General features: G+C 28.2%; 21 protein-coding genes and 1 tRNA gene. 5 read left to right on the top strand and 17 right to left on the bottom strand.

Going from position 1 to position 20,358, the window contains the following annotated elements; translation table 11 throughout:
- Positions 1–12: 12 nt before the first annotated feature.
- The 7 genes from rpsS to ACA135_RS02465 form a co-directional block, all read right to left on the bottom strand.
- Entirely contained in the window at positions 13–429 is a 417-nt protein-coding gene (gene rpsS / locus ACA135_RS02495) for a 30S ribosomal protein S19 (RefSeq protein ID WP_409198728.1), read from the bottom strand.
- A 16-nt stretch (positions 430–445) separates the two neighbouring features.
- On the bottom strand, positions 446–1,171 hold the full coding sequence (locus ACA135_RS02490; RefSeq protein WP_409198727.1) for a 50S ribosomal protein L2: 726 nt from the start codon (positions 1,169–1,171) through the stop codon (positions 446–448).
- 13 nt (positions 1,172–1,184) lie between these two features.
- On the bottom strand, positions 1,185–1,445 hold the full coding sequence (locus ACA135_RS02485; RefSeq protein WP_409198726.1) for a 50S ribosomal protein L23: 261 nt from the start codon (positions 1,443–1,445) through the stop codon (positions 1,185–1,187).
- A gap of 55 nt (positions 1,446–1,500) precedes the next feature.
- Positions 1,501–2,265: a 50S ribosomal protein L4 gene (gene rpl4p, locus ACA135_RS02480; RefSeq protein ID WP_409198725.1), complete on the bottom strand. Its 765-nt coding sequence runs from the start codon at positions 2,263–2,265 to the stop codon at positions 1,501–1,503.
- A 2-nt stretch (positions 2,266–2,267) separates the two neighbouring features.
- A complete protein-coding gene (gene rpl3p, locus ACA135_RS02475; protein WP_409198724.1) occupies positions 2,268–3,278 on the bottom strand; it encodes a 50S ribosomal protein L3 in 1,011 nt (336 codons plus the stop codon).
- A gap of 480 nt (positions 3,279–3,758) precedes the next feature.
- Positions 3,759–4,583, bottom strand: a complete 825-nt coding sequence (locus ACA135_RS02470) for a putative RNA uridine N3 methyltransferase (RefSeq protein ID WP_409198723.1) — start codon at positions 4,581–4,583, stop codon at positions 3,759–3,761.
- 291 nt (positions 4,584–4,874) lie between these two features.
- Positions 4,875–5,552 (bottom strand): METTL5 family protein, encoded by a 678-nt coding sequence (locus ACA135_RS02465; protein WP_409198722.1) that lies wholly within the window; start codon positions 5,550–5,552, stop codon positions 4,875–4,877.
- Positions 5,553–5,700: 148 nt separating this feature from the next.
- Here ACA135_RS02465 and ACA135_RS02460 point away from each other — a divergent pair, with 148 nt between their 5' ends.
- Both ACA135_RS02460 and ACA135_RS02455 read left to right on the top strand, forming a co-directional pair.
- Complete coding sequence (locus tag ACA135_RS02460) at positions 5,701–7,197, top strand: acetyl-CoA carboxylase biotin carboxylase subunit (protein ID WP_409198721.1); 1,497 nt, start codon at positions 5,701–5,703, stop codon at positions 7,195–7,197.
- A gap of 31 nt (positions 7,198–7,228) precedes the next feature.
- Entirely contained in the window at positions 7,229–8,152 is a 924-nt protein-coding gene (locus ACA135_RS02455; protein WP_409198720.1) for a biotin--[acetyl-CoA-carboxylase] ligase, read from the top strand.
- Positions 8,153–8,190: 38 nt separating this feature from the next.
- Here the strand turns inward: ACA135_RS02455 and ACA135_RS02450 are convergent, their stop codons facing one another.
- The 3 genes from ACA135_RS02450 to ACA135_RS02440 all read right to left on the bottom strand — a co-directional run bounded on the left by ACA135_RS02450 (position 8,191) and on the right by ACA135_RS02440 (position 10,529).
- Positions 8,191–9,345, bottom strand: a complete 1,155-nt coding sequence (locus ACA135_RS02450; protein ID WP_409198719.1) for a TIGR03576 family pyridoxal phosphate-dependent enzyme — start codon at positions 9,343–9,345, stop codon at positions 8,191–8,193.
- 135 nt (positions 9,346–9,480) lie between these two features.
- Positions 9,481–9,813: a hypothetical protein gene (locus ACA135_RS02445; protein ID WP_409198718.1), complete on the bottom strand. Its 333-nt coding sequence runs from the start codon at positions 9,811–9,813 to the stop codon at positions 9,481–9,483.
- Between the two features lie 191 nt (positions 9,814–10,004).
- Positions 10,005–10,529: a FumA C-terminus/TtdB family hydratase beta subunit gene (locus ACA135_RS02440; protein ID WP_409199073.1), complete on the bottom strand. Its 525-nt coding sequence runs from the start codon at positions 10,527–10,529 to the stop codon at positions 10,005–10,007.
- 175 nt (positions 10,530–10,704) lie between these two features.
- On the opposite strand from ACA135_RS02440, the gene ACA135_RS02435 reads away from it, so the two are divergent.
- Positions 10,705–12,522 carry a DUF2070 family protein gene (locus ACA135_RS02435; protein WP_409198717.1) on the top strand — a complete coding sequence of 606 codons (1,818 nt, stop codon included), beginning with the start codon at positions 10,705–10,707 and terminating at the stop codon, positions 12,520–12,522.
- A 102-nt stretch (positions 12,523–12,624) separates the two neighbouring features.
- On the opposite strand, the gene ACA135_RS02430 is transcribed toward ACA135_RS02435, so the two are convergent.
- A complete protein-coding gene (locus tag ACA135_RS02430) occupies positions 12,625–14,202 on the bottom strand; it encodes an MnmC family methyltransferase (RefSeq protein ID WP_409198716.1) in 1,578 nt (525 codons plus the stop codon).
- Positions 14,203–14,268: 66 nt separating this feature from the next.
- On the opposite strand from ACA135_RS02430, the gene ACA135_RS02425 reads away from it, so the two are divergent.
- Positions 14,269–14,748, top strand: coding sequence for a hypothetical protein (locus ACA135_RS02425; protein WP_409198715.1), 480 nt, complete (start codon positions 14,269–14,271; stop codon positions 14,746–14,748).
- Positions 14,749–14,789: 41 nt separating this feature from the next.
- A complete protein-coding gene (locus ACA135_RS02420; RefSeq protein WP_409198714.1) occupies positions 14,790–15,572 on the top strand; it encodes a zinc-ribbon domain-containing protein in 783 nt (260 codons plus the stop codon).
- 236 nt (positions 15,573–15,808) lie between these two features.
- On the opposite strand, the gene ACA135_RS02415 is transcribed toward ACA135_RS02420, so the two are convergent.
- The 6 genes from ACA135_RS02415 to ACA135_RS02390 form a co-directional block, all read right to left on the bottom strand.
- Positions 15,809–16,891, bottom strand: coding sequence for a hypothetical protein (locus tag ACA135_RS02415; RefSeq protein ID WP_409198713.1), 1,083 nt, complete (start codon positions 16,889–16,891; stop codon positions 15,809–15,811).
- A gap of 154 nt (positions 16,892–17,045) precedes the next feature.
- Positions 17,046–17,118 (bottom strand) — tRNA-Ala (locus ACA135_RS02410).
- 71 nt (positions 17,119–17,189) lie between these two features.
- Positions 17,190–18,224, bottom strand: a complete 1,035-nt coding sequence (locus ACA135_RS02405; RefSeq protein WP_409198712.1) for a DUF354 domain-containing protein — start codon at positions 18,222–18,224, stop codon at positions 17,190–17,192.
- 58 nt (positions 18,225–18,282) lie between these two features.
- Positions 18,283–18,942 (bottom strand): hydrogenase nickel incorporation protein HypB, encoded by a 660-nt coding sequence (gene hypB, locus ACA135_RS02400; RefSeq protein WP_409198711.1) that lies wholly within the window; start codon positions 18,940–18,942, stop codon positions 18,283–18,285.
- Positions 18,943–18,978: 36 nt separating this feature from the next.
- Positions 18,979–19,359, bottom strand: a complete 381-nt coding sequence (hypA, locus tag ACA135_RS02395) for a hydrogenase maturation nickel metallochaperone HypA (RefSeq protein ID WP_409198710.1) — start codon at positions 19,357–19,359, stop codon at positions 18,979–18,981.
- Positions 19,360–19,395: 36 nt separating this feature from the next.
- Positions 19,396–20,295: a ribose-phosphate diphosphokinase gene (locus ACA135_RS02390; RefSeq protein WP_409198709.1), complete on the bottom strand. Its 900-nt coding sequence runs from the start codon at positions 20,293–20,295 to the stop codon at positions 19,396–19,398.
- Between the last annotated feature and the right edge of the window lie 63 nt (positions 20,296–20,358).

Here is a 20,358-nt window from a genome sequence, read left to right as displayed (position 1 = left end):
GTTCTAATCTCCTTATTTAAGCGGTACAAACATACTACTTCTTGTAGCTCCCATTCCTGGGTCACCGTGACTAACTTTTTGTCTAGTTGGTGCGAATTCTCCAAAGTAACAACCAATCATTTCTGGAGTGAATGTAACTTCTTTGAATTCATGACCATTGTATATACCAAAAGTGGTTCCAACCATTTCAGGTAATACAATCATATCACGGCAGTGTGTTTTTATTACTATTGGTTTACCGCCTTTTTTGTTTTCTTCTTGTTTTTTAAGTTTTCGGAATTTATCCAAAACAGTTTGTTGTCTTGGTAAAAATCCTCTCTTAAGAGATCTTCTTTGTCTTGATGGTAAGATCTCAACTAACTCATCTAGAGATAAATCTTGTAATTCTTCTAGGGTTAATCCTTGATATTTAAATATTTTTCTTGCCAAGTAGCTACCTCCTTAATTATCGTCTTTTACCTGTACGTTTAGCTGCAATTGAACCAACTTTTCTTCCTGGAGATGCATGTCTTGAAATAGTAGTTGGTACACCTGGGTGTTGTCTGTTACCTCCCCCGTGAGGGTGGTCTACAGCATTCATTGCTACTCCTCTAACTGTCATCATCTTTTTACCCTTAGCATTAAGAGCATGCCATCTGTTTCCTGCTTTAAGGAATGGTTTTTCTTTTCTTCCTCCACCTGCAACTACTCCAATACTTGCACGGCAATTTGGATTGAAAGATTTTAATTCACCAGACGGTAATTCAACAACAGCTTGATTTAAATCATGAGTTATTAAAGAAGCATAAGTACCTGAAGATCTAACAAAACGTCCACCATCTCCTGGTCTATTTTCTATATCATAGATAGGAGTTCCTTCTGGAATTTCTCTTAATGGTAATGTATTACCAAAACTTATTGGAGCAGAAATTCCACATTCTATTTCATCATCAATTTGTATACTTTCTGGAGCGAGTATGAATTTTTTTTCTCCATTTTCAAATTTGACTAATGCAATAGGTGCTGTTCTTGCAGGATCGTGTACAATATCAGAAACTACACCTTTTATACTTCCTTCTTTTTCAAGATTATCATAATTTCTATATTGTATTTTATCTTTAAATCTGTGAGATGCTACACGGTAAGTAGGAGTTCCTCTTCCTCTACGTTGAATGATTAATCGTTTACCCATATTTCATTCCTCCTTAGAATACTCCCATTTTAACAGCAATATCTTCTGCATCTTCTTCTTCTGTTAACTTAATATATGCAAGTTTAATACCTTTTGAGCTAATATGAGTGTTAACTTTTTCAACTTTAACGTCATATAATTGTTCAATAGCACGTTTTATAGAATTTTTGTTAGATTCTCTATTAACAACAAAAGTTAATTCATTATTTTGATCTATTAAGTTCATAGTTTTCTCAGTTACATGAGGTTTAACTATAATTGCGTAAGGATCCATAATTATCCACCTTCACTTTATAATCATTCCATTTTAAACATCCAATATTGGATATTTATTGGAATAATCCTCCTAATTTTTCAACTGCGGATTTAGTGAAAACAGTTAATCTACCTGGATGAGTACCTGGTGCTAATAATTCAGCATTTAAATTTTTAACAGATACAATATCGACACCAGCATGGTTACGTGCACCTAAACTGATACCTTTATCCTCATCAACAACTATTAGAGGTCCCTTAGCATTACGGTATTTTCTACCTCTAAGTTTACCTCTACCAGCTTTCACTTTTCTACTATTTTTAGCTTTTGTGATATCATCAAATATTCCTAATTTTTTGAATATTTCACGAGTTTCACTTGTTTTTTTGATTGAAGCTAATTCATCATCAACAACTAAAGGTACTTGAGGTACATTATCAATTCTATGACCTCTACCAGAAACTAATTCTTCATTAGTAGTTGCAGCAACTGCAGATCTAATAGCGAATCTTCTTTCTTTAGTATTGATTTTTTCATGATGATTTTTTTCAGCACGTACTGGGTGAGCTTGACGACCACCGACAGCTAAAGGAATAAAAGCAGTTTTAGAGCCATTTTTTATTCTAGGTACCATAGCTGCACCTCTTCCTGAACCCCAAGAAGTAGCTGTAGTTCTTTTACCAGCCATAGGATCGTTTCCCCAAGGTTGTACTCTAGCAGTTTGTGCAGAAATTACAGCTCTTTTTATAAGGTCTGGTCTATATTCTTCATCAAAAATAGCTGGAAGTTCAATATTTCCATCAACTTCCCCTTTTAGATTATAAGTATTAACCTTCATGATTAAGCTCCTTGTTTAGAACGAGTACTAATATAATTAATTTGTGGTGCATTAGCATCAGATTTTTTAGGACGCATAGCTTTTCTTAAGATAATTAATCTTTTAGATGGACCAGGTACAGAACCTTTTACTAAAATATAATCATTTTTAACAAGACCATATTTTATAAATCCTCCATCAGGATTAATTTCATCTACTTGAGATGCATCTGCAATCTTTAAAATCTTTTTGTTAAATTCAGTTCTCTTATGGTATCCAGTTTGACCAGCTTGAGCAACTGTCCACATAGTTCTTCTAGGTGTCCATGGACCAATAGAACCTACATGTCTTTTCTTACCACTTCTAGCAGCTTTACCATATTGGATTCTAATATTCCATCTTTTAATTACACCTTGGAATCCTTTTCCTTTGGTGGTAGCGATAGAATCTACATATTGTCCTTCAGAAAATACATCGCTTGCTTTAACTTCATTACCTAATAATTCTAAAGCAGCATTTAATTTTTCTTCTGAAGAAGTTCCTCCTATAGCACATTCAAAAATTTCAGGTTTCTTTTTAGGAACACTGGTTACTTTAGGATTTGTATGTACTAAAAGTTTAATATCATCAGTATATTCTAAGGCATCTTGTATTTTTGCAATAGCTTCAGATTGATTATATTCTTTAGGAAGAGTAATCTTCCGGGAGAGTTCTTCATCTAAATTATCTGCAATAACCTCGGTGATAGCTCTTAAACCACGAGTAGTTTTTTCATATGATCTAATACCCATTATAACAACAGGCGGTACTTCCAAAACAGTTACTGGTGTGAAAACTTCCATATTATAAGTAGGAGAGTTATTATCAGCATCTACACACATTGCATGTGTCATACCCACTTTATAACCAGCAAGACCTAAAAGTTTTGGTTCTTCATAACTTGGCCAAGATTTGATTCTAGGTGTTTCTTTAGCAGCTCTTTTTCTAGGGCTGTATGCAACTGAACCTTTTCTTGGTTGGTGATGTCTTACCATTTAATCTTTTCCTCCTTTATTTTATATTTTTATTTCCCGTAATTAATTAGTTTTAATAATTGTAACCTATTAATTATTGGTTTATTCTTTATCTTTTTATTTTAATTTAAAATACGTATTTTAAATCATTTTTTTAATCATTTCATATTAAAGAGTATCTAAATAGTATAATAATACAGATTCTTTAATTAAATGTCTTTTATTTTTTAAATTTAAATAAATAACTTTAAAGATTAGAAATAGAACTTTATTATTCTTTTAATTTAATCTAAAGTTAGATAAACATGAATATTTTTCTTTACAACTAAAATTTTCATACCCCTATTTAGGAGTAAATTTAATAGTTGATAGCTCTGACTAATAAATCTAGCATGAGCTTTTTATCAATAACTGGAAAAATAATTGTTATTAATAATCTAATTTTTTGATACACAATATGCAAGTTAAGTTTTAACCTGCAAATAGACTAATAATTCCTTATTAGTCCATCATTAAATTGAATATAGATAATGTAGCTGATACAGCTTCTTCAGTTCGGACGGTTTCAGTTCCTTGATTAGGTATTGTATTTACTTTCACAAGATCCCAATTAGAACTTTCAACATTTTCTTCAATTGAAGAGTAAGGTCCTCCAAATAATATTGCTATATTATCAGATTCCTTTACCTTATATTCTAATTCATTAAAAATAGAATCTATTGTATCTGCATATCTTGTAGTTAAAACAACAAGATCGGGTTTAACTAATTTCAAGCTATTTTTAAGACTTTTATGAGTAGATAATGTCTTATAACCCCAGTAAATGTCATCTGGTTCATCAGGTGTGACTATTACCTCTTTAGCTAACTTTGTAATTTTAAAGCTGAAAACTTTTTTTACTGTAAGTTGCTCTCTGCAGAATGCTAATTTATCCATACCTATATCAACAAATGTTCCTTTTCTATTACGCTTCACAGTAAATCCTTGTCTGTAATCACCTAATTCAGGTTCTACATTATTAGGATGGTGTGGAGCTCTTAAAGGAGGTAGTATTCCAACATGCTTCAATTCTGACTTTATTGGAAACGCCTGTTTTCTTAAATATTGAGGTGTATCCATGAAAGAAAGTACTTCAGCAATGAAATCCCCATCTTTGAAGTTATTTTCATCTCCATGAGACATATCATTGTAAATTACAACTTGATTAGCTCTATATACAGCTAATAATCTTCCTAAAATTCCAACTTTACTAGTCTTAAATTTTAAGTCAGTTGTCTCAGACAAGAATGAATTTGGTATAAAGATTGATAAATTTCGTTTCTGCATTAATAATTATTTATTCAAATCTATATATAAATATTACCCTAAAATTTTTATAATATCAACTAGGAAAATATTAAGTTAAGTTCCAATACTCTAAAAGTTAGAGTATTTTATAGATCTACTATAACAAATTTATTTAAATATATAATATATAGATTATAATTATATTAGTTTAATATAGTATATATACTTTACTTCTTTTAATAGAAAAAGAGAACAAATAACACATAAAACAAGAAATAAAAAATAAATCAGAAATTAAATTGAAAAAGAAAAAAAATAATAATGAAAAAATTAAATTGAAAAATTTTCAACTCTTAAAACAATCACATCAACATTATAAGTTTCTTTTTTATGAAAACTATAAACTTTAGGTAAAGGAAAATGATACCTAAATTTATGAGACACAACACCACCTTTACTTTCAAAATATTCACACACAAATTTTTCAGTAGATAACATGTGAAAAGAATATATCACCTCTGCTGAATTCATTGCAACATCAATAAATTTTTTATCTTTACCTTTTTTTACCTTTTCTTGAGAACCAAAAGGAGGATTCTGGAATAGAGTTTCAACCTTAAAATTATTATCATAACTTAAATTATAAGTTTTTACAATATTTATTAAATCATTAGATTGTAGAACATTTAAAACATCAAAATTTACATTCTTAAGATTTAAATTATTTGATGTTTTTAAAGCCGTACCAATTGAATCATTATCTATATCTAAACCTAAAGATTTGCAAGCCCCAAGCAAACTTGAACCTATAGCAAATATTCCAGTTCCACACCCCAAATCTATAATATTTCTACCCTCAATATCACCAATTGAATATGCATTCCATAATAAATCACTTGCAATATAAGAAGGTGTTGTATATTGTTCTAAGTTAACTTTAGGATTTGGATGAGAAGGTATTTTTTGAAGTATCATTTCTAATTGTTTTTTCTTTTTAATTTTTATCATAATAATAAAACCTTAATAGTGGTACTAAATATTTGTTATCTAAAAAAATATAATAAAGATAATTTAATTATATAATAATATATTATAATAAATATTTAATTATTGAATAAATTTAATAATTATTACTTTACAAAAAGAGGTTATGAAATTGTTTGACAAGATATTAATAGCTAACAGAGGAGAAATAGCTATCAGAATCATGCGAGCATGCCGTGAATTAGATGTTAAAAGTGTTGCAGTCTATTCTGATGCAGATAAAACATCTTTATACACTAACTATGCAGATGAAAGATACCCACTAGGTAATCCTAGTCCTTTACAAAGTTATTTAAATATAGATAAAATTATTAATGCAGCAGTTGAATCTGGTGCAGAAGCAATTCACCCAGGTTATGGATTTCTTGCAGAGAATCCTAAACTAGGAGAAGAATGTGAAAAGAATGGAATCACCCTTGTAGGACCTACAGGAGATGTAATACGTCAAATGGGGGATAAAATTACAAGTAAACAAATAATGCGTAAAGCAGGAATACCTGTAATTGAAGGAACCCAAGAAGGATTAACAGATATAAATGAAGCAAAAGAAATTGCAAAAAACATTGGATATCCAGTAATTATTAAAGCATCTGCAGGTGGTGGTGGAATTGGTATGCGAGCTGTTTATAGTGAAGATGAATTACAACGTGCTATCGAATCCACTCAATCTGTAGCTGCAGCCAATTTTGGAGACAGCACTGTATTTATAGAAAAATACTTAGAAAAACCTAGACATATAGAATTCCAAGTTCTTGGAGATAATTATGGTAATGTAATTCATGCCGCAGATCGAGAATGTAGTATTCAACGAAGACATCAAAAATTATTAGAAGAAGCACCTTCTCCAATAATGACAGAAGAATTACGTGCACAAATGGGTGAAAGTGCAGTTAAAGCAGCATCATCCATTAATTATACTGGTGCTGGAACAATAGAATTTATGTATGATAATGGTAACTATTATTTCTTAGAAATGAATACTCGTATTCAAGTAGAACACCCTATAACTGAAATAGTAACTAATATTGACCTTGTAAAAGAACAAATAAAAATAGCTGCAGGGGAAGAACTAAACTTAGAACAAAAAGATATAAAAGTAACAGGACATGCAATCGAATGCCGTATAAATGCAGAAGATCCATTATCTGATTTTGCACCAAATCCTGGAAAAATTACAGGATATAGATCACCTGGAGGCCCAGGAGTAAGATTAGACAGTGGAGTTTATATGAATTATACTATTCCTACATTTTATGATAGTATGATAAGTAAATTAGTTACAAATGGAAGTACTCGTCAAGATGCAATAGATAGAATGAAAAGAGCATTGAGCGAATACATAATATTAGGAGTAAAAACCACAATTCCATTCCATAAAGCAATTATTAGAAATCCTTACTTCTTAAAAGGAGAACTTAACACTCATTTCATTGATGACCATAAAAAGGGAATTGAAGAAGAAATGAAGAAAGTAATTGAAGAAGATAGAGAAAACGTGAACCGTTTAAAAGCTACTTTCATGCCAGGAAAGAAAATAGCTGCAATTAGTGCAGGAGTAGGTTCCTACTTAACAAATGCACAAGCTTTACAAAATAAAAAGAGAAATTAAGAGAAAATATTTTAAAAACGAGGAATTTCAGATGAAACAAGAAATGATAGATTTACTTAAAAAGAAAAATAAAATTTCAGATAAAGATGCTGATGAAGTTTTAGCATTAGAAGAATCTGAAATCATTGATTTTCTTAAGGAATTAGGTTCACAAGAAAGCAGTGAAAACACCGCTAGAAAAATTCAAGAAAACTTAAAAACCGATTATATTGGGAAAAATATATATTTTTATGATGAAGTAAAATCTACAAACAATATAGCTAAATTCTTTGGGGAATCAGACGAAGAAGAAGGTGTGGTTATAATTGCAGATACCCAAACTAAAGCTCGAGGAAGATCAGGCAAACCTTGGAAATCTCCTAAAGGAGGTTCTTGGTTAAGTATATTAATTAGACCAAATGTTCCTCCAACTCATGCTTCATTAATTACTCTTGCTACTGGTGTTGCTGTTTGTAAAACATTAAGAACTATTGGAGTTAATGCTCAAATTAAATGGCCCAATGACATACTTATTAATGATAAAAAAGTATCTGGAATACTTACAGAAGCAAAAGCTTCATTTAATAATTTAGATTATGTTGTTGTAGGTATTGGAATTGATACCAATTTAACTATGAATGATTTCCCCGATGAATTAAAAGAAAATGTTACAAGTTTAAAAGATGAAGCTAACCGTGAGATTAAAGAGAAAAAAATTATCAGAATTTTCCTTGAAGAATTTGAGAAATTTTATAATTATTTCAAAGAAGAAGATTATGAAAAAATCTTAAATGAATGGAGACACTTATCTAAAACTATTGGAAGTGAAGTTATTATTCATCAACCTTTAGGAAAAGTTATTGAAGGTTATGCTATTGGAATTAATAAGGAAGGTAGTTTAATTATTGAAAAAAATGACGGTTCTCTTGAAAAAATTTTTGCAGGAGAATTACGTCATAAAGGTAATGTGTACTAAAAAAATTAAATTAAAAATTTTCTCCTTTTTTTCTTTTTTTATTCAAAAATTAAATTATAACATTTATCTGTATTATTCATAACATTTTTTAATGAATTAATAGAAGAATTTATTTTTTTAATTATTTCTTCAACTGTTAACTTATTACTATCAGGTGAAGCTATATCAAATCTAATAGTGGCAGAAGCTCCAGGCATTCCTACTGCAGGTATTGTTATTATCCCTTCTTTTTTAAGTAATATCATTGACCAAAGGAAGTTAAAATCTTTAGCTGTTAAATCTTTATTTTCACAATGTAATTCGTTATACATATCTCCTTCTTTAACCATTATCCCTGTAGGTGTTTCTTGGAAAGAATCATATTTAAGTTTTAATTGATCAAATAATTCTGTTTTCTTATTTAATGATGATCTTAAATTTTCAGGATTATAATCTTCTAAACCTTTCACCATAGCTAAAATACTTGGAGGCTGAGCTTCTAAACCAAATTGTGTAGCTTTGGATTTAACTAAATCTATTAAATCCTCCTTACCAGCCATTAAACCTCCACGAGGGCCTTTCATTAATTTATCTGTACTTGTTACAACTAAATCAGCACCTAATTCTGTTGCTTTTTTCTGATTAAAAATTGCAGTTCTTATACGAGCACCAGAAGCATCATCAACTAAAACTGGAATATTTTCTTTATGGGCAAGATTTATAACTTTTTTAAAAGTTTTTTCATCAATAGTTTGATGATCCATAGTGGAACCTGTGATTATAACTAAATTAACATCATAAGGAACACGAAATTTATCAATATCCGTATATTCTAAATAATTCGCATGCATTAATTTACATGATCTAGGTATACTTGGATGAGCAGGGTGTTCTTTTAAAAAATGTAAAACAAAACCTTTTTCAGGGACCAGAGCTAATATTGTTGCAAGTATTCCTGAACTGGTCCTATTTACTGCAAAAACTTTTTCTCCACCCAAATGTTTAATACCCTCTTTCTGTAATTTTTCTTCAAAAATAGCTGGGCCCACGTAAGTTTCCAAAAGTTTTAAATCACTTTCTGTAGCAAGAAAACCTCCAGATAAACCAGTAAAATCATATAAATTTTTCCTAGTATCTTGATTAATTATTTTTCTAATATTTCTTAATGCAGATTCACGTTTTTTTACTTCATCTAAAGAACTAGTAACTAGCATAATTTTTCACTATTTATAATATAATATATTATAATGTTATTAAATTTTTTTAAAAAAAATAGTATATTTAAAAAAAAGGGGTTTAAAATAAAATTAATAAAAAAAGTATTTAAAAACTAGATATAAATTTTTAATTTAAGATTCATCATCTAGAAATTCTAAATGGAAATTAGAACTGAAAGCTTCAACAACAATATCTAAATTTTTCCCATCTAAAGGAATAGTTTCAAAGTTATCGCCTTCATTATATGAATATTCTGCTTCAATAATTTTACCATCAGCAGTAGTATAAAATAATATACTATCTGATGTTTCTTCAGGATTTTTAGTTGGTAAATATATTTCAACAGACCCTCCTAATTGTTCAAAAAATTTATCTTTTTCTTCATCACTTTTATTTACTTTTTTAAATTTTCGGATTCTAGATTTAAGTTTTTTTTCTGCAGTTTCTTTTAAAGCACCAGGCATGTTTAATTCACCTTTTTTTATTTATTAATTTTTGTATTATTAAAATTTTTTAAAAATCATTACAAAATAATCTTTTATAAAAAATGTTTTTTTTACAAACTATTATTAAGTAATAAAAGTTTTATTATATAAACTATTCGGCAAATAGAATTGAATTATAATATTATTTAGTAATTTAAATATTAATATAATTAATCATATAAACTATTTCCATTGGAATCCATTCCCACAACCAATGGTCCAAATTTTTCAACAGATAATTCCCATAATGCTTCAGGCATTCCAAGATCTAACCAATCCACATTAGAAACTTCTTTTACTTTATCCACATATAATGCAGCGCATCCTCCAGTTGCAACAAGATAAACAGATTTATCTCTTTTTAAGGCTTTTTTAACTGAATCATCCATTCCTCCTTTACCTATAACAATTTTTACTCCTTTATCTAATACATCAGCTTGATAAGGATTCATTCTCATACTAGTAGTTGGGCCTATTGCAACTATATTGTAATTTCCTTCATCATCTTTTTGGATTATAGGGCCTGCATGGAATAATGCCACACCATCTAATGAAAATGGTGCACCTTGTTCAATGATTTTTTTATGTGCTTGATCTCTGGCAGTGACAATAGTTCCGGAGACTGTCACTATATCTCCTATTTTTAACTTTGTTAAATCTTGATTTTTAACAGGTACTTTTATATCCATCATAATAAATTTGTCCTTAAATTTTTAGTTATTATTATTTTTAAATTTTTTAGATATAATAAATATTATTAAAAACATTTATTATAATTATAGTATACTATTATAAATTTTATTAAATAAATAATAATATTACTTTAATAATATAAATAAAAATTTTTTTAAAATGGAGTAAGAGTTAAACATGTCAAGTATGAGTAGTGTTGCAGGATTATCAAAGTATATTAAAACACTCCCTAAAGTTAAAATATCATTATTCAGTATGATATTTATTAGTTTTATAACTGGAGCCATAATATTTTTATTACAACCAATCAACACATATAGTCAATTAGAAAACCTTTTTTATGGAGGTTCATTTGGATTTTTTGTTTTTGGAATAGGAAGCATTGTTTCTGGTGCTACAGACCAACAATGGGTTTATTTATTAAAAGGTATTAACCTCAAAAGGAAACATAGCATGTTTCTTTCTCTTACAAGTATGGTGATATTATGTGTAATATCTGTACTTGGATTAATTGCTGGAATAATTCTTAAAATGGACCTATTTGTAAATAGTATACTATTCGGCTGTGTATTAATTTTTGCTTGGAATTTTTTAGTGTTATGGGGAACCAGCCATATTGGTCCTTTTAAATCATTTATTATTAGTTTAGTTCAACCTTTATTAATAATAAGTATGTTAATTGTAGTGACATTTTTAGGTAATCTTGAAATAGTTTTCCAACTAGGAATTTTTGGAACAATATTAAAAGTTATTATAGCATGTCTAGTATTTTTAGTAGCTATCTACTCATTTATGAAAGTTGTTGAAAATCCAATGAAAAATAACCTCGGATTTGGAGCTTTAGATTTACTAAGTTTTTTTATTGCACATATGAATGAAGGATCCTCATACTTAGAAAACTTATTTGACACTTCAGGAGAAGAAATTGACACAATAGTAGGTACTTTAAGTTTTAAAAAGATGAATGGTGATATTAAAGCATTATTTATCAGCCCATCTGTACATCCCGGACCTATTGGAGACATTGGTGGAGCTAATATGCCAACATTACTTGCTAATGAATATGATTACTTTACAATGGTAGCACATGGACCATCAACACATGATTTCAATCCAGTAAGTGTTAATGAAATATATAAAATTAAAGATGCTGTTAATGAAAGCTTAGAAAAAATGAATTACTCTAGTAAATGTAGTAAATTCGTCAGATACTCAGAAAAACAAGCAAATATTGGAGTTCAATTTTTTAATGATGGAATTCTCATGCTTTCAACATTTGCACCATCAGGTAGTGATGATATTGAATTTAGTATAGGATTATCAATGATGATTGAAAGTCAAAAAACTTGTAAAATTGAAAATAGTATAGTGGTTGATTGTCATAATAGTTTTAATGCTGAAAAAGGAGGAGTATTACCTGGAAACCCTGAAGTATTCCAATTATTAGATACTGTTAAAAAGATTGAAAACTTAGAACAAAATCATCCATTACAAGTTGGAATAAGTTATAATCAAATGGAAGGTTTAGATAAAAACAATGGTGTAGGTGACAGTGCACTTAAAGTAATGGTTATTCAGGCAGGAGAACAAAAAACCGCAATAGCATTATTTGATAGTAATAATATGGAATTAGGTTTTAGGGAAACAATACTTAAAGAATTAAATGATTTACCGATAGATGAATTAGAAGTTTTAACAACTGACACTCATTCAGTAAATACTTTATCTAATGGATATAATCCTATTGGAGTATCTGAAAAAACTAAAATCATAGAATATTTACGTGAAAGTATATTAAATGCTTTAGAAGATCTTGAACCTGTTGAAGCAGGAACCGATCTTAATAAAATTGAAAATTTAAAAACTTTTGGACCAAATAACAGTACGGAATTAATATCAACAATAAGTTCAATTGTAGCTGTTAGTAAAATTATGGCTCCATTAATATTTATTACAGCACTAATCTTTGTTTTTATATGGATTTACTTTTTATAAAATAAAAAAGACCCATATATTATTTTTTTCTTCTTTTTTAAATTGTTATATAAATATTTTTAAAAAAATATAAAATTTAAATGGGAAAAAAACATTTTATAGTTAATTATGATGGTTATGATGATTTTTATGCCTATCATAGTCATGGAAATGTTTATGTCCATGATTGGACCAATGATTTAATCCTTGACCAAAATTATCTATATTATATAACCATAGATGGTTATGGTGATGTTTATGTTTTTTATGGTGTATATGTGCTCCAAAATCATCATTATTATATAAACGATGATGATGACGGTAATCTTTATTTGGATTTCCTGTAATTGGACGATTTTTTCTATGTTTTTTATCTATTATTTTGTTTATATGTATTGAACCACATTGAGGACATTTATATCCCATATTAGAGTTTTTTGGCCAATTAAAACCACATTTCATACATTTATATGCATTTAGTTGATTATTATTCATTTTAAGGATTTTATTCAAACGATTATGCATTTCAAGTATACGTGTTCTAGAATTATTATTGTCCAAATACTTTAAGTTATACTGTTTTTCTGGTTCTATTAAGTAAAATGCTTCTTTACTTTTAAGTCCAGGTATCCCAATTTTAGCTAAGTTTCGTTCCATTCGTCTTTTTAGTGCTGAATCTTTAGGTTCTTTACCTAAGTAAGTTGTTGTTTTAACAGCACTGGAAATTAAAGTATGGTGTCTTTCTTTATGTCTTGATTTTTGTCTGTTTTCTGTAACTTCCTGTGTTGATCCGTTTAAGTTAGGGTCATGAAAAGGTATTCCCACATCAGATAATGCAATTTTTATTTCATCATCTTTAGGAATTGATTCAGTTAACATGAAAGAACTGGGGGATGCTAGTGTTCCTCCTTGTTTTCTACCATAAATTGGACCTAAACCTACATGAAATCCATTTTTTATAAATGCAGATCGTACTGGTGATGAACTAGTATATGTGGCTATTAATCCGTCTTGTTTTATGACTCTTCGAAATTCTTTAATGAATTCAAAACTAAAAAGTTCTGGTGACATTGTTTGGCTAAATGGATCTAAAAATATTGCATCATAATAATTATTAGGTAATTGTTTTATTGTACAACGAGCATCTTCTATGTAAATATTTATCTCTATATTTTTAGGTATGGGTGTTTTTTCTTTTGGATTTAAAATATAAGATTCATATATTAAACTGTTTTCAATTGCATGTTTCATTATATCATGGGCAGATATCGGTGAGGGTACAAGTAATCCTGCAGCAAGTGTAGCTTTACTTATTTCAACACAATCAATTACTAATTTTGTATTTGGTGAAGAATGTTCTATGAAATCATGAATCATAGCTGTTGAGTTATAGCCAATTCCTCCACAAATATCTAATACATGAATATCTTTTTGATAGTTAAATTTCATTGGTTTAATAAATTTTTCAAAAGATTCTGATATTGCACCTGTTTTTGTGTGGAGAATTTCTATCTTATTGTTGATTTCCCTTGATTTTATACTGTAAGATGTATCTTCAGTTTGATAAAAATAATCTTTATTATTGTTAAAAAAATCTACTCTATTATACCTATTAGGAAATTCATTTTCTTTTTCAAAGTATTGATTTATTTTATCATAAATTGTATCATTTATTACTCTGGATTCATCAAGATATGTCATAAAAGATATATTTAGAAAACATCCATAATAAACATTAACCAAAAATTTAAAGGAGAAAAAAATATTATGGATTCTGAATTGAAAATATTAGAAATACTGTACAATATGTGCCAAAAAGATAATGGACCAAAAAGAATACGGTACATGAAATTTATAAACTTAACATATGATTTAGATACCAGTGAAAACGAAAACATTAAAATATTAAAAAAATTAGCCGAAAAAGAATTAGTTGAATTAAGAATGAGCAAAGATGGTGATTTGAAATCCGTAGAAATAAATCTTAAAGGGTTAAAATATTTAATAAGTAAGCTAGATGTTTATAAACAGATTCATAATACAATATTAAATGTTTTATTAGACTCAAAAACACCTATTACAAATATTGAAATTTATGAAAAAACTGGAATAGATATTTGCACAATAAATACATTGATTTACCAATATAAAGATTACATAAGTTTTGATGAAACAATGAATCAATACCAAATACATAATATACAAATAAAAGAACCAGAGAAATTAAAAAAACAAATTCAAACATGATTTAAAATTAATAAAAAATTTTTTTTAGGAAAATGATTAAAATGGAAAAAGAAAAATGTCCACAATGTGGAACTATTGTGGAAAAGGACACCAAGTTTTGTTATAATTGTGGGGCAAAAATAAATGTTACACAAGTAAATCCTCCACAGATACAGAAAAATGTGAATTCCATAAAAAACAATGCCAAAAGTTTTTGTACCCAATGTGGAAACCAAATTAATGGAAACCCTGATTACTGTCCAAGATGTGGAAATTCATTGAACAGTTCAAATCCTCAAAATACATCATATAATACAGGGATACAACAAGAATCCAATGTAATACCTATACGTAGGTTAGCATTACTTATGATATTGACTGGAGGATTATATAGTTTTTATTGGTATTATAAAAATAGCACATACTTAAAAGAGTATTATCACGAGGATACTAGTCCCGCATTATTCACTATACTTTTATTAATACCTATAGTAAATTGGATAATTATGTATGAACTTTTTAACCAATATGAAAAAAAATTAAAACTCAATAATATTCCTTCCTACTCTTCAGGAGGAAATTTAATTGTGTGGATTTTATTACCGTTTCTCCAAATATGGGTACTTATTAACATACAAGAATCATTAAATGAATTATGGAAAAAAGAACAACCTGAATTGCCAGTACGGAGATCATTTTCAGATGTTGAAATTATGATAATGATATTAATTCCAATAATTTTATCTATAATAATTTTCATGATTATAGTAGGAATGATAAATTCAATGATTAATCAATTATATTATTATGATAATTCATATTATCTGTTAAGATTAATAATATAAAAACAATTAATTTAAAATTTTTTTAAAACTTTCTATTTTTTTAAATTTTTAAACATTATGATAAATAATAATTTTTATTAAAATTATTTTAAAAACTAATCCAACTTAAAAAGTTCTTGATAAAAATATTTTTTATAAAAAATTAAAAAATGAAGTATTGTAAATTTTTTTAAAAATCAGTAAATTAAAATTAAAATGTTATTTAATTTTGAAAAAAAGTAAAAATGTATGAAGATTTAGTTGCTTCGTTTAAGCGTTACAACATTTCCCCATACTAAAGAAGCTAAAACAATAAATGTTAATAATGCAGTTCCATTTATAGTTCTGTTGAATATAAATAAACCGATAAGTGCTTGGGTAGTGAAAGCAGTTAATGATCCAATCAATAATACTTCTTTACCTAAATACTTTTTATTTTTTCTTTCACGCTTATCACGGTATTTTTGTAAAATTTTTAATCCTACAATCAACGTTATTACCACAAATGCAACTAAGGCAATCATCGTTAAATATCCAAAATCATATGCATATCCAAAGGTTCCTGGAAGCATATAATCAATAATATCTTTTTTAGATACTAGTAAACCAAAGAACATTGGGAAAGGTAATCCAAATAATAAGATAAATTGCATTGGCAAACTTATGTATCCATCAGCAAAACCTAGTCCTTGTGATCCCCAATAGGATGAATTTTGAACATGCCCAATTAGATTTGTATTATGAAGTACCATTTGAATACTTGAGAGACTGTTATTTTCTAGACGACTAATACGTAACATTGGACTGAATACTTGCATTCCAGATACTTTTGCTAATAATTCCATTAAACCGAATGCTGCAACACCTAATCCTAAAAATATAAATACTCTTTTTATGGTTAAAAATGATTTTTCTCTGAAAGATTTGGATATAATAAGATATCCTATGAATAAACCAAGAATCCATAATATTAAGAAGGATCTATGCATCATTCCTCCAAATAAAGTTATTAGGGCAAGTAATATATATACAAGTCTTTTAAGACCTTGTACATTTACTCCGGAACGTTCCATAATTTTTAATGAAGCTAGAGCGGTTATTATAGCAAGTAAAGCTATTGGTCCAAATGTATGTGTAAATTCGTGTTGACCAAACGATAGAAATAGTAAACCAATATCAGCTGCAAATAGCAAAGTGAATACTATAGCTAGGAATAAAGACAAGAATGTTACAATACTTAGTGATAATGGCACTAAGTTAATTATAAATATCATACTTGCAAATATTATTGCTGCTATTTCTAATATAAATTGAAAATGATTTTGAGCTATAAACGCCATTTTTTATCACACATATATTATAATATTTTTAATTAAATAATTTACTTTTTAATTTTATAATATGAGTTTATTTATAATATTAAATTTTTTCAGATAAACAAAAATTATTGTTTTAATTTTCATTTTACAGTATAAATAATCTTCAATATTTAAATGGACTGACCGGGATTTGAACCCGGGGCCTCCGCCATGCCAAGGCGACGATCTACCATCTGAGCTACCAGCCCCATTATAATAACATTATTATTTTATTACTACTTAAAATTTATGTAACGTAATAAAATAATTTAAAACATTATTATGGTTTTCCATTTTTACCTAAATCATAAATGTTATTTAGCACTATTTTAAACAAATCATCGTGGTTAACATCTATAGGTTCATGAGGATTAACAATAAAACTCAAAGCTTTATTAATAATATCATCAAGATTATTAGACCTATACATTAAACCTTGATTAATATAAAATTTATCTACAGACAAACAAGTACCCGGATAACATGAAATTACTGGAGTTTGAAGAATAGCCGCCTCCCTGTTCATAGTACCTCCAGCACCAATAACAAGATCTGCCTTTTTAATAATACTACTAGTATCCACTGGAGGATCCAAAATAGTTACATTATCAATACCCTCAAAAATTTTGGATTGTTCTTTAAATCTAGGAAGAACTAAAATATTAGCATATTCTTTTAATACTTCAACAATAGGAGATAATACAGATTTACGGCAATCAGCATCCAAATAACTAGCAAGAGAAGGTTCTGGTCGCATGAATATAGTTTTACTTTTCTTTAAATTTAAACCTAAATCATCAAATATATTATCATTATAGTTAAAACTCTTAAAATGCATTAATTCAGATGTCCCATTATAAGGTAAAATTTTATTAGGATCTGCACCATATTCCATTAATTTCCAAACATCTATAATTTTAGGAGCAATAATTCTGTCACATAATGGAAGAGTTAATTTATTAGCAGCTACAGCATGTTCATTATCTAAAATATATAAACTAGGAATACCTAAACCAAAACTAATTCTAGGAAGTTCTATACTATGCTTAGATACAGCTACATCAATTTTTTCATCTGCAATAATATCAAATAAATCAGTTACACGTGTTGTACTCTCTCGAAGCTTATCTTTTAAACTAACCCCATGTTTTCCTACACTAATATAATCAATACCATACATATCCATAAGTTTATGAATGTCACCAAACTGACGAGTAGTAACAATGACATCTTCACCTTCATCAATTAAATATTTAATAACATCTTTAAAAAAACGAACATGAGGAGCATTTGATATATCAATCCAAATTTTCAATGAAAACCCACCTAATTACTTAAATAATATTAATAAATTTATAATAACAGAAAATTTCTTATAAATTTTCAGGTTTTTGTTCTTTAATAGCTTCAATTATCTCTTCTAGTCCTCTACCTTCTTTTAAACTAGAAGTTATAATTTTAACATCAGGATTTAACCCTTTAGCATCAGCAACCATTTTATTAGTGTCTGCACCAACTGCTTCTGCTAAATCTGTTTTATTAATAATAATTAAATCAGCACTTTGGAAAATAAGTGGATGTTTTTCAACAGTATCATCACCTTCAGTAACACTTACTACAACAACTCTCATATGAGAACCTAATGCAAAGTCAACAGGACAAATTAAATTTCCAACATTTTCTATAAATAAACAATCAATTTTATCTAGAGGCATATCTTCTAAAGAGTGTTCTACAAGATGTGCATCTAAATGACATTCTTTACCAGTGTTTAAACCAACAACGGGGACATCATGAGATTTAATTCTTTCAGCATCAAATTTACTAATTACATCTCCAGCAACTACACCAATATTTTCATCGACATTTTCTATGATATCTTCAATTAAAGAAGTTTTACCTGAACCAATAGCACCTACGAAATCAACACAATAAATATTATTATTTTCTAATAACTTTTTATTTCTTTCAGCTATAGCTTCATTAGCTTTCATAATATTTTTTTCTACTTCAACACTTGCTACTTTATGCATTTTATATCCTCCTAAAAAAATTTTTAAATAATTAATTTATTCATCTTCATCAGGTTTTTCTATTACAATATTTTTCACTATTATATCTTTACCATTTAAAATTAGTATTCGTGGAGTCTCACATTTAGGACATTTAATAATAGGAGCATAATGATCTAAACCATCAAGGGATACAATCCCTTTATAATCACATTCTTGACATTCTATTTCTACAGGGATTTCATTAATAACAAATTCAGCATTTTCAGCTATAGTATTCTCCTTCAAAACATCCAATAAAAAACTGATTTGTTCCGGATTAATCATAGCTAATCGGCCAACTTCAATTATAACTTTAGTAACTTCAGTTGCATCATTTGCTTCTGCAGTATCCATTACAGTAGTGAAAATTCCTTGAGCCATTGATAATTCGTGCATTTTAATTAATTCCTTTTAATATTTTATAAATAATTTTTATTTTATTGCATCTGCAATAACTTTAGCTACTGTTATACAACTGACATCAGACTTCAATGTATCTGTACCTGCAAGATTTTTTGCACCTGCAGCATAAATTTTTATTACTGCATCATTAACTAATGTTGGATGAACACAACAAACATTAACAGATTTTGCACCATATTCTTGTAAGATGTTTACTGCATTAACAATAGTGCCTCCAGTAGCAATAATATCATCAATAATAACAGCTTCTTTATTTTTAACAGCATTAATACCTACTTTAGAATTAGTTTCGGTAGAATCTTCAACATCAACAATTCGAGTTTCAACTTTATCTGGACCTAATCTAACTTTGCTCATATAAGTACAATTACAATTTAAAATTTTTGAAATTTCTTCAGCAAATCCTAATGCTCCTTTATCAGGAGCAATAATAATAGGGTCCTCTGTAATAGTGTTAATATAATCAGCAATAGGAGGCATAGCGGATAAATTCAATGTAGGAATATTGAAAAATTCTCTCACACTATCTTCATGAAGATTAATGCTTATGAATTCATCTGCCCCAGAATCTTCAATTAGTTCTGCAACAAATTGTGCAGAAATCGCTTCACCTGATTTAAATCTTAATTCTTGTCTACCATAACCTAAATATGGGACAACAACTTTAATTTTTTTAGCATTTAAACTTTTTAAATTTTTTATTAAAAATAATAATTCTATTAAATGTTCGTCTTGAGGAAATCCTGTAGATTGGATTACTGTAACTTCTTCGCCTTCTACATCTTCTTTAAACCTGAGATATCTTTCCCCATCGGGAAATTTTTTAGTTTCTATTGGACATATAATGTCCCCTAATTCTTCAGCTACTTTAGCAGCTAAACTTTGTGATGCTGAACCACCAATTATCAAATTATCACCATGAAAAATAATATTATTTAATATATAATTATAATATATTTTAATCTTCATATT

Source organism: Methanobrevibacter acididurans, from assembly GCF_046197875.1.
In the GTDB taxonomy this organism is placed as follows: Archaea; Methanobacteriota; Methanobacteria; order Methanobacteriales; family Methanobacteriaceae; genus Methanobrevibacter_A; species Methanobrevibacter_A acididurans.
Note: the sequence above shows the minus strand (reverse complement) of the source record. Positions and strands in the feature narration are given on the sequence as shown.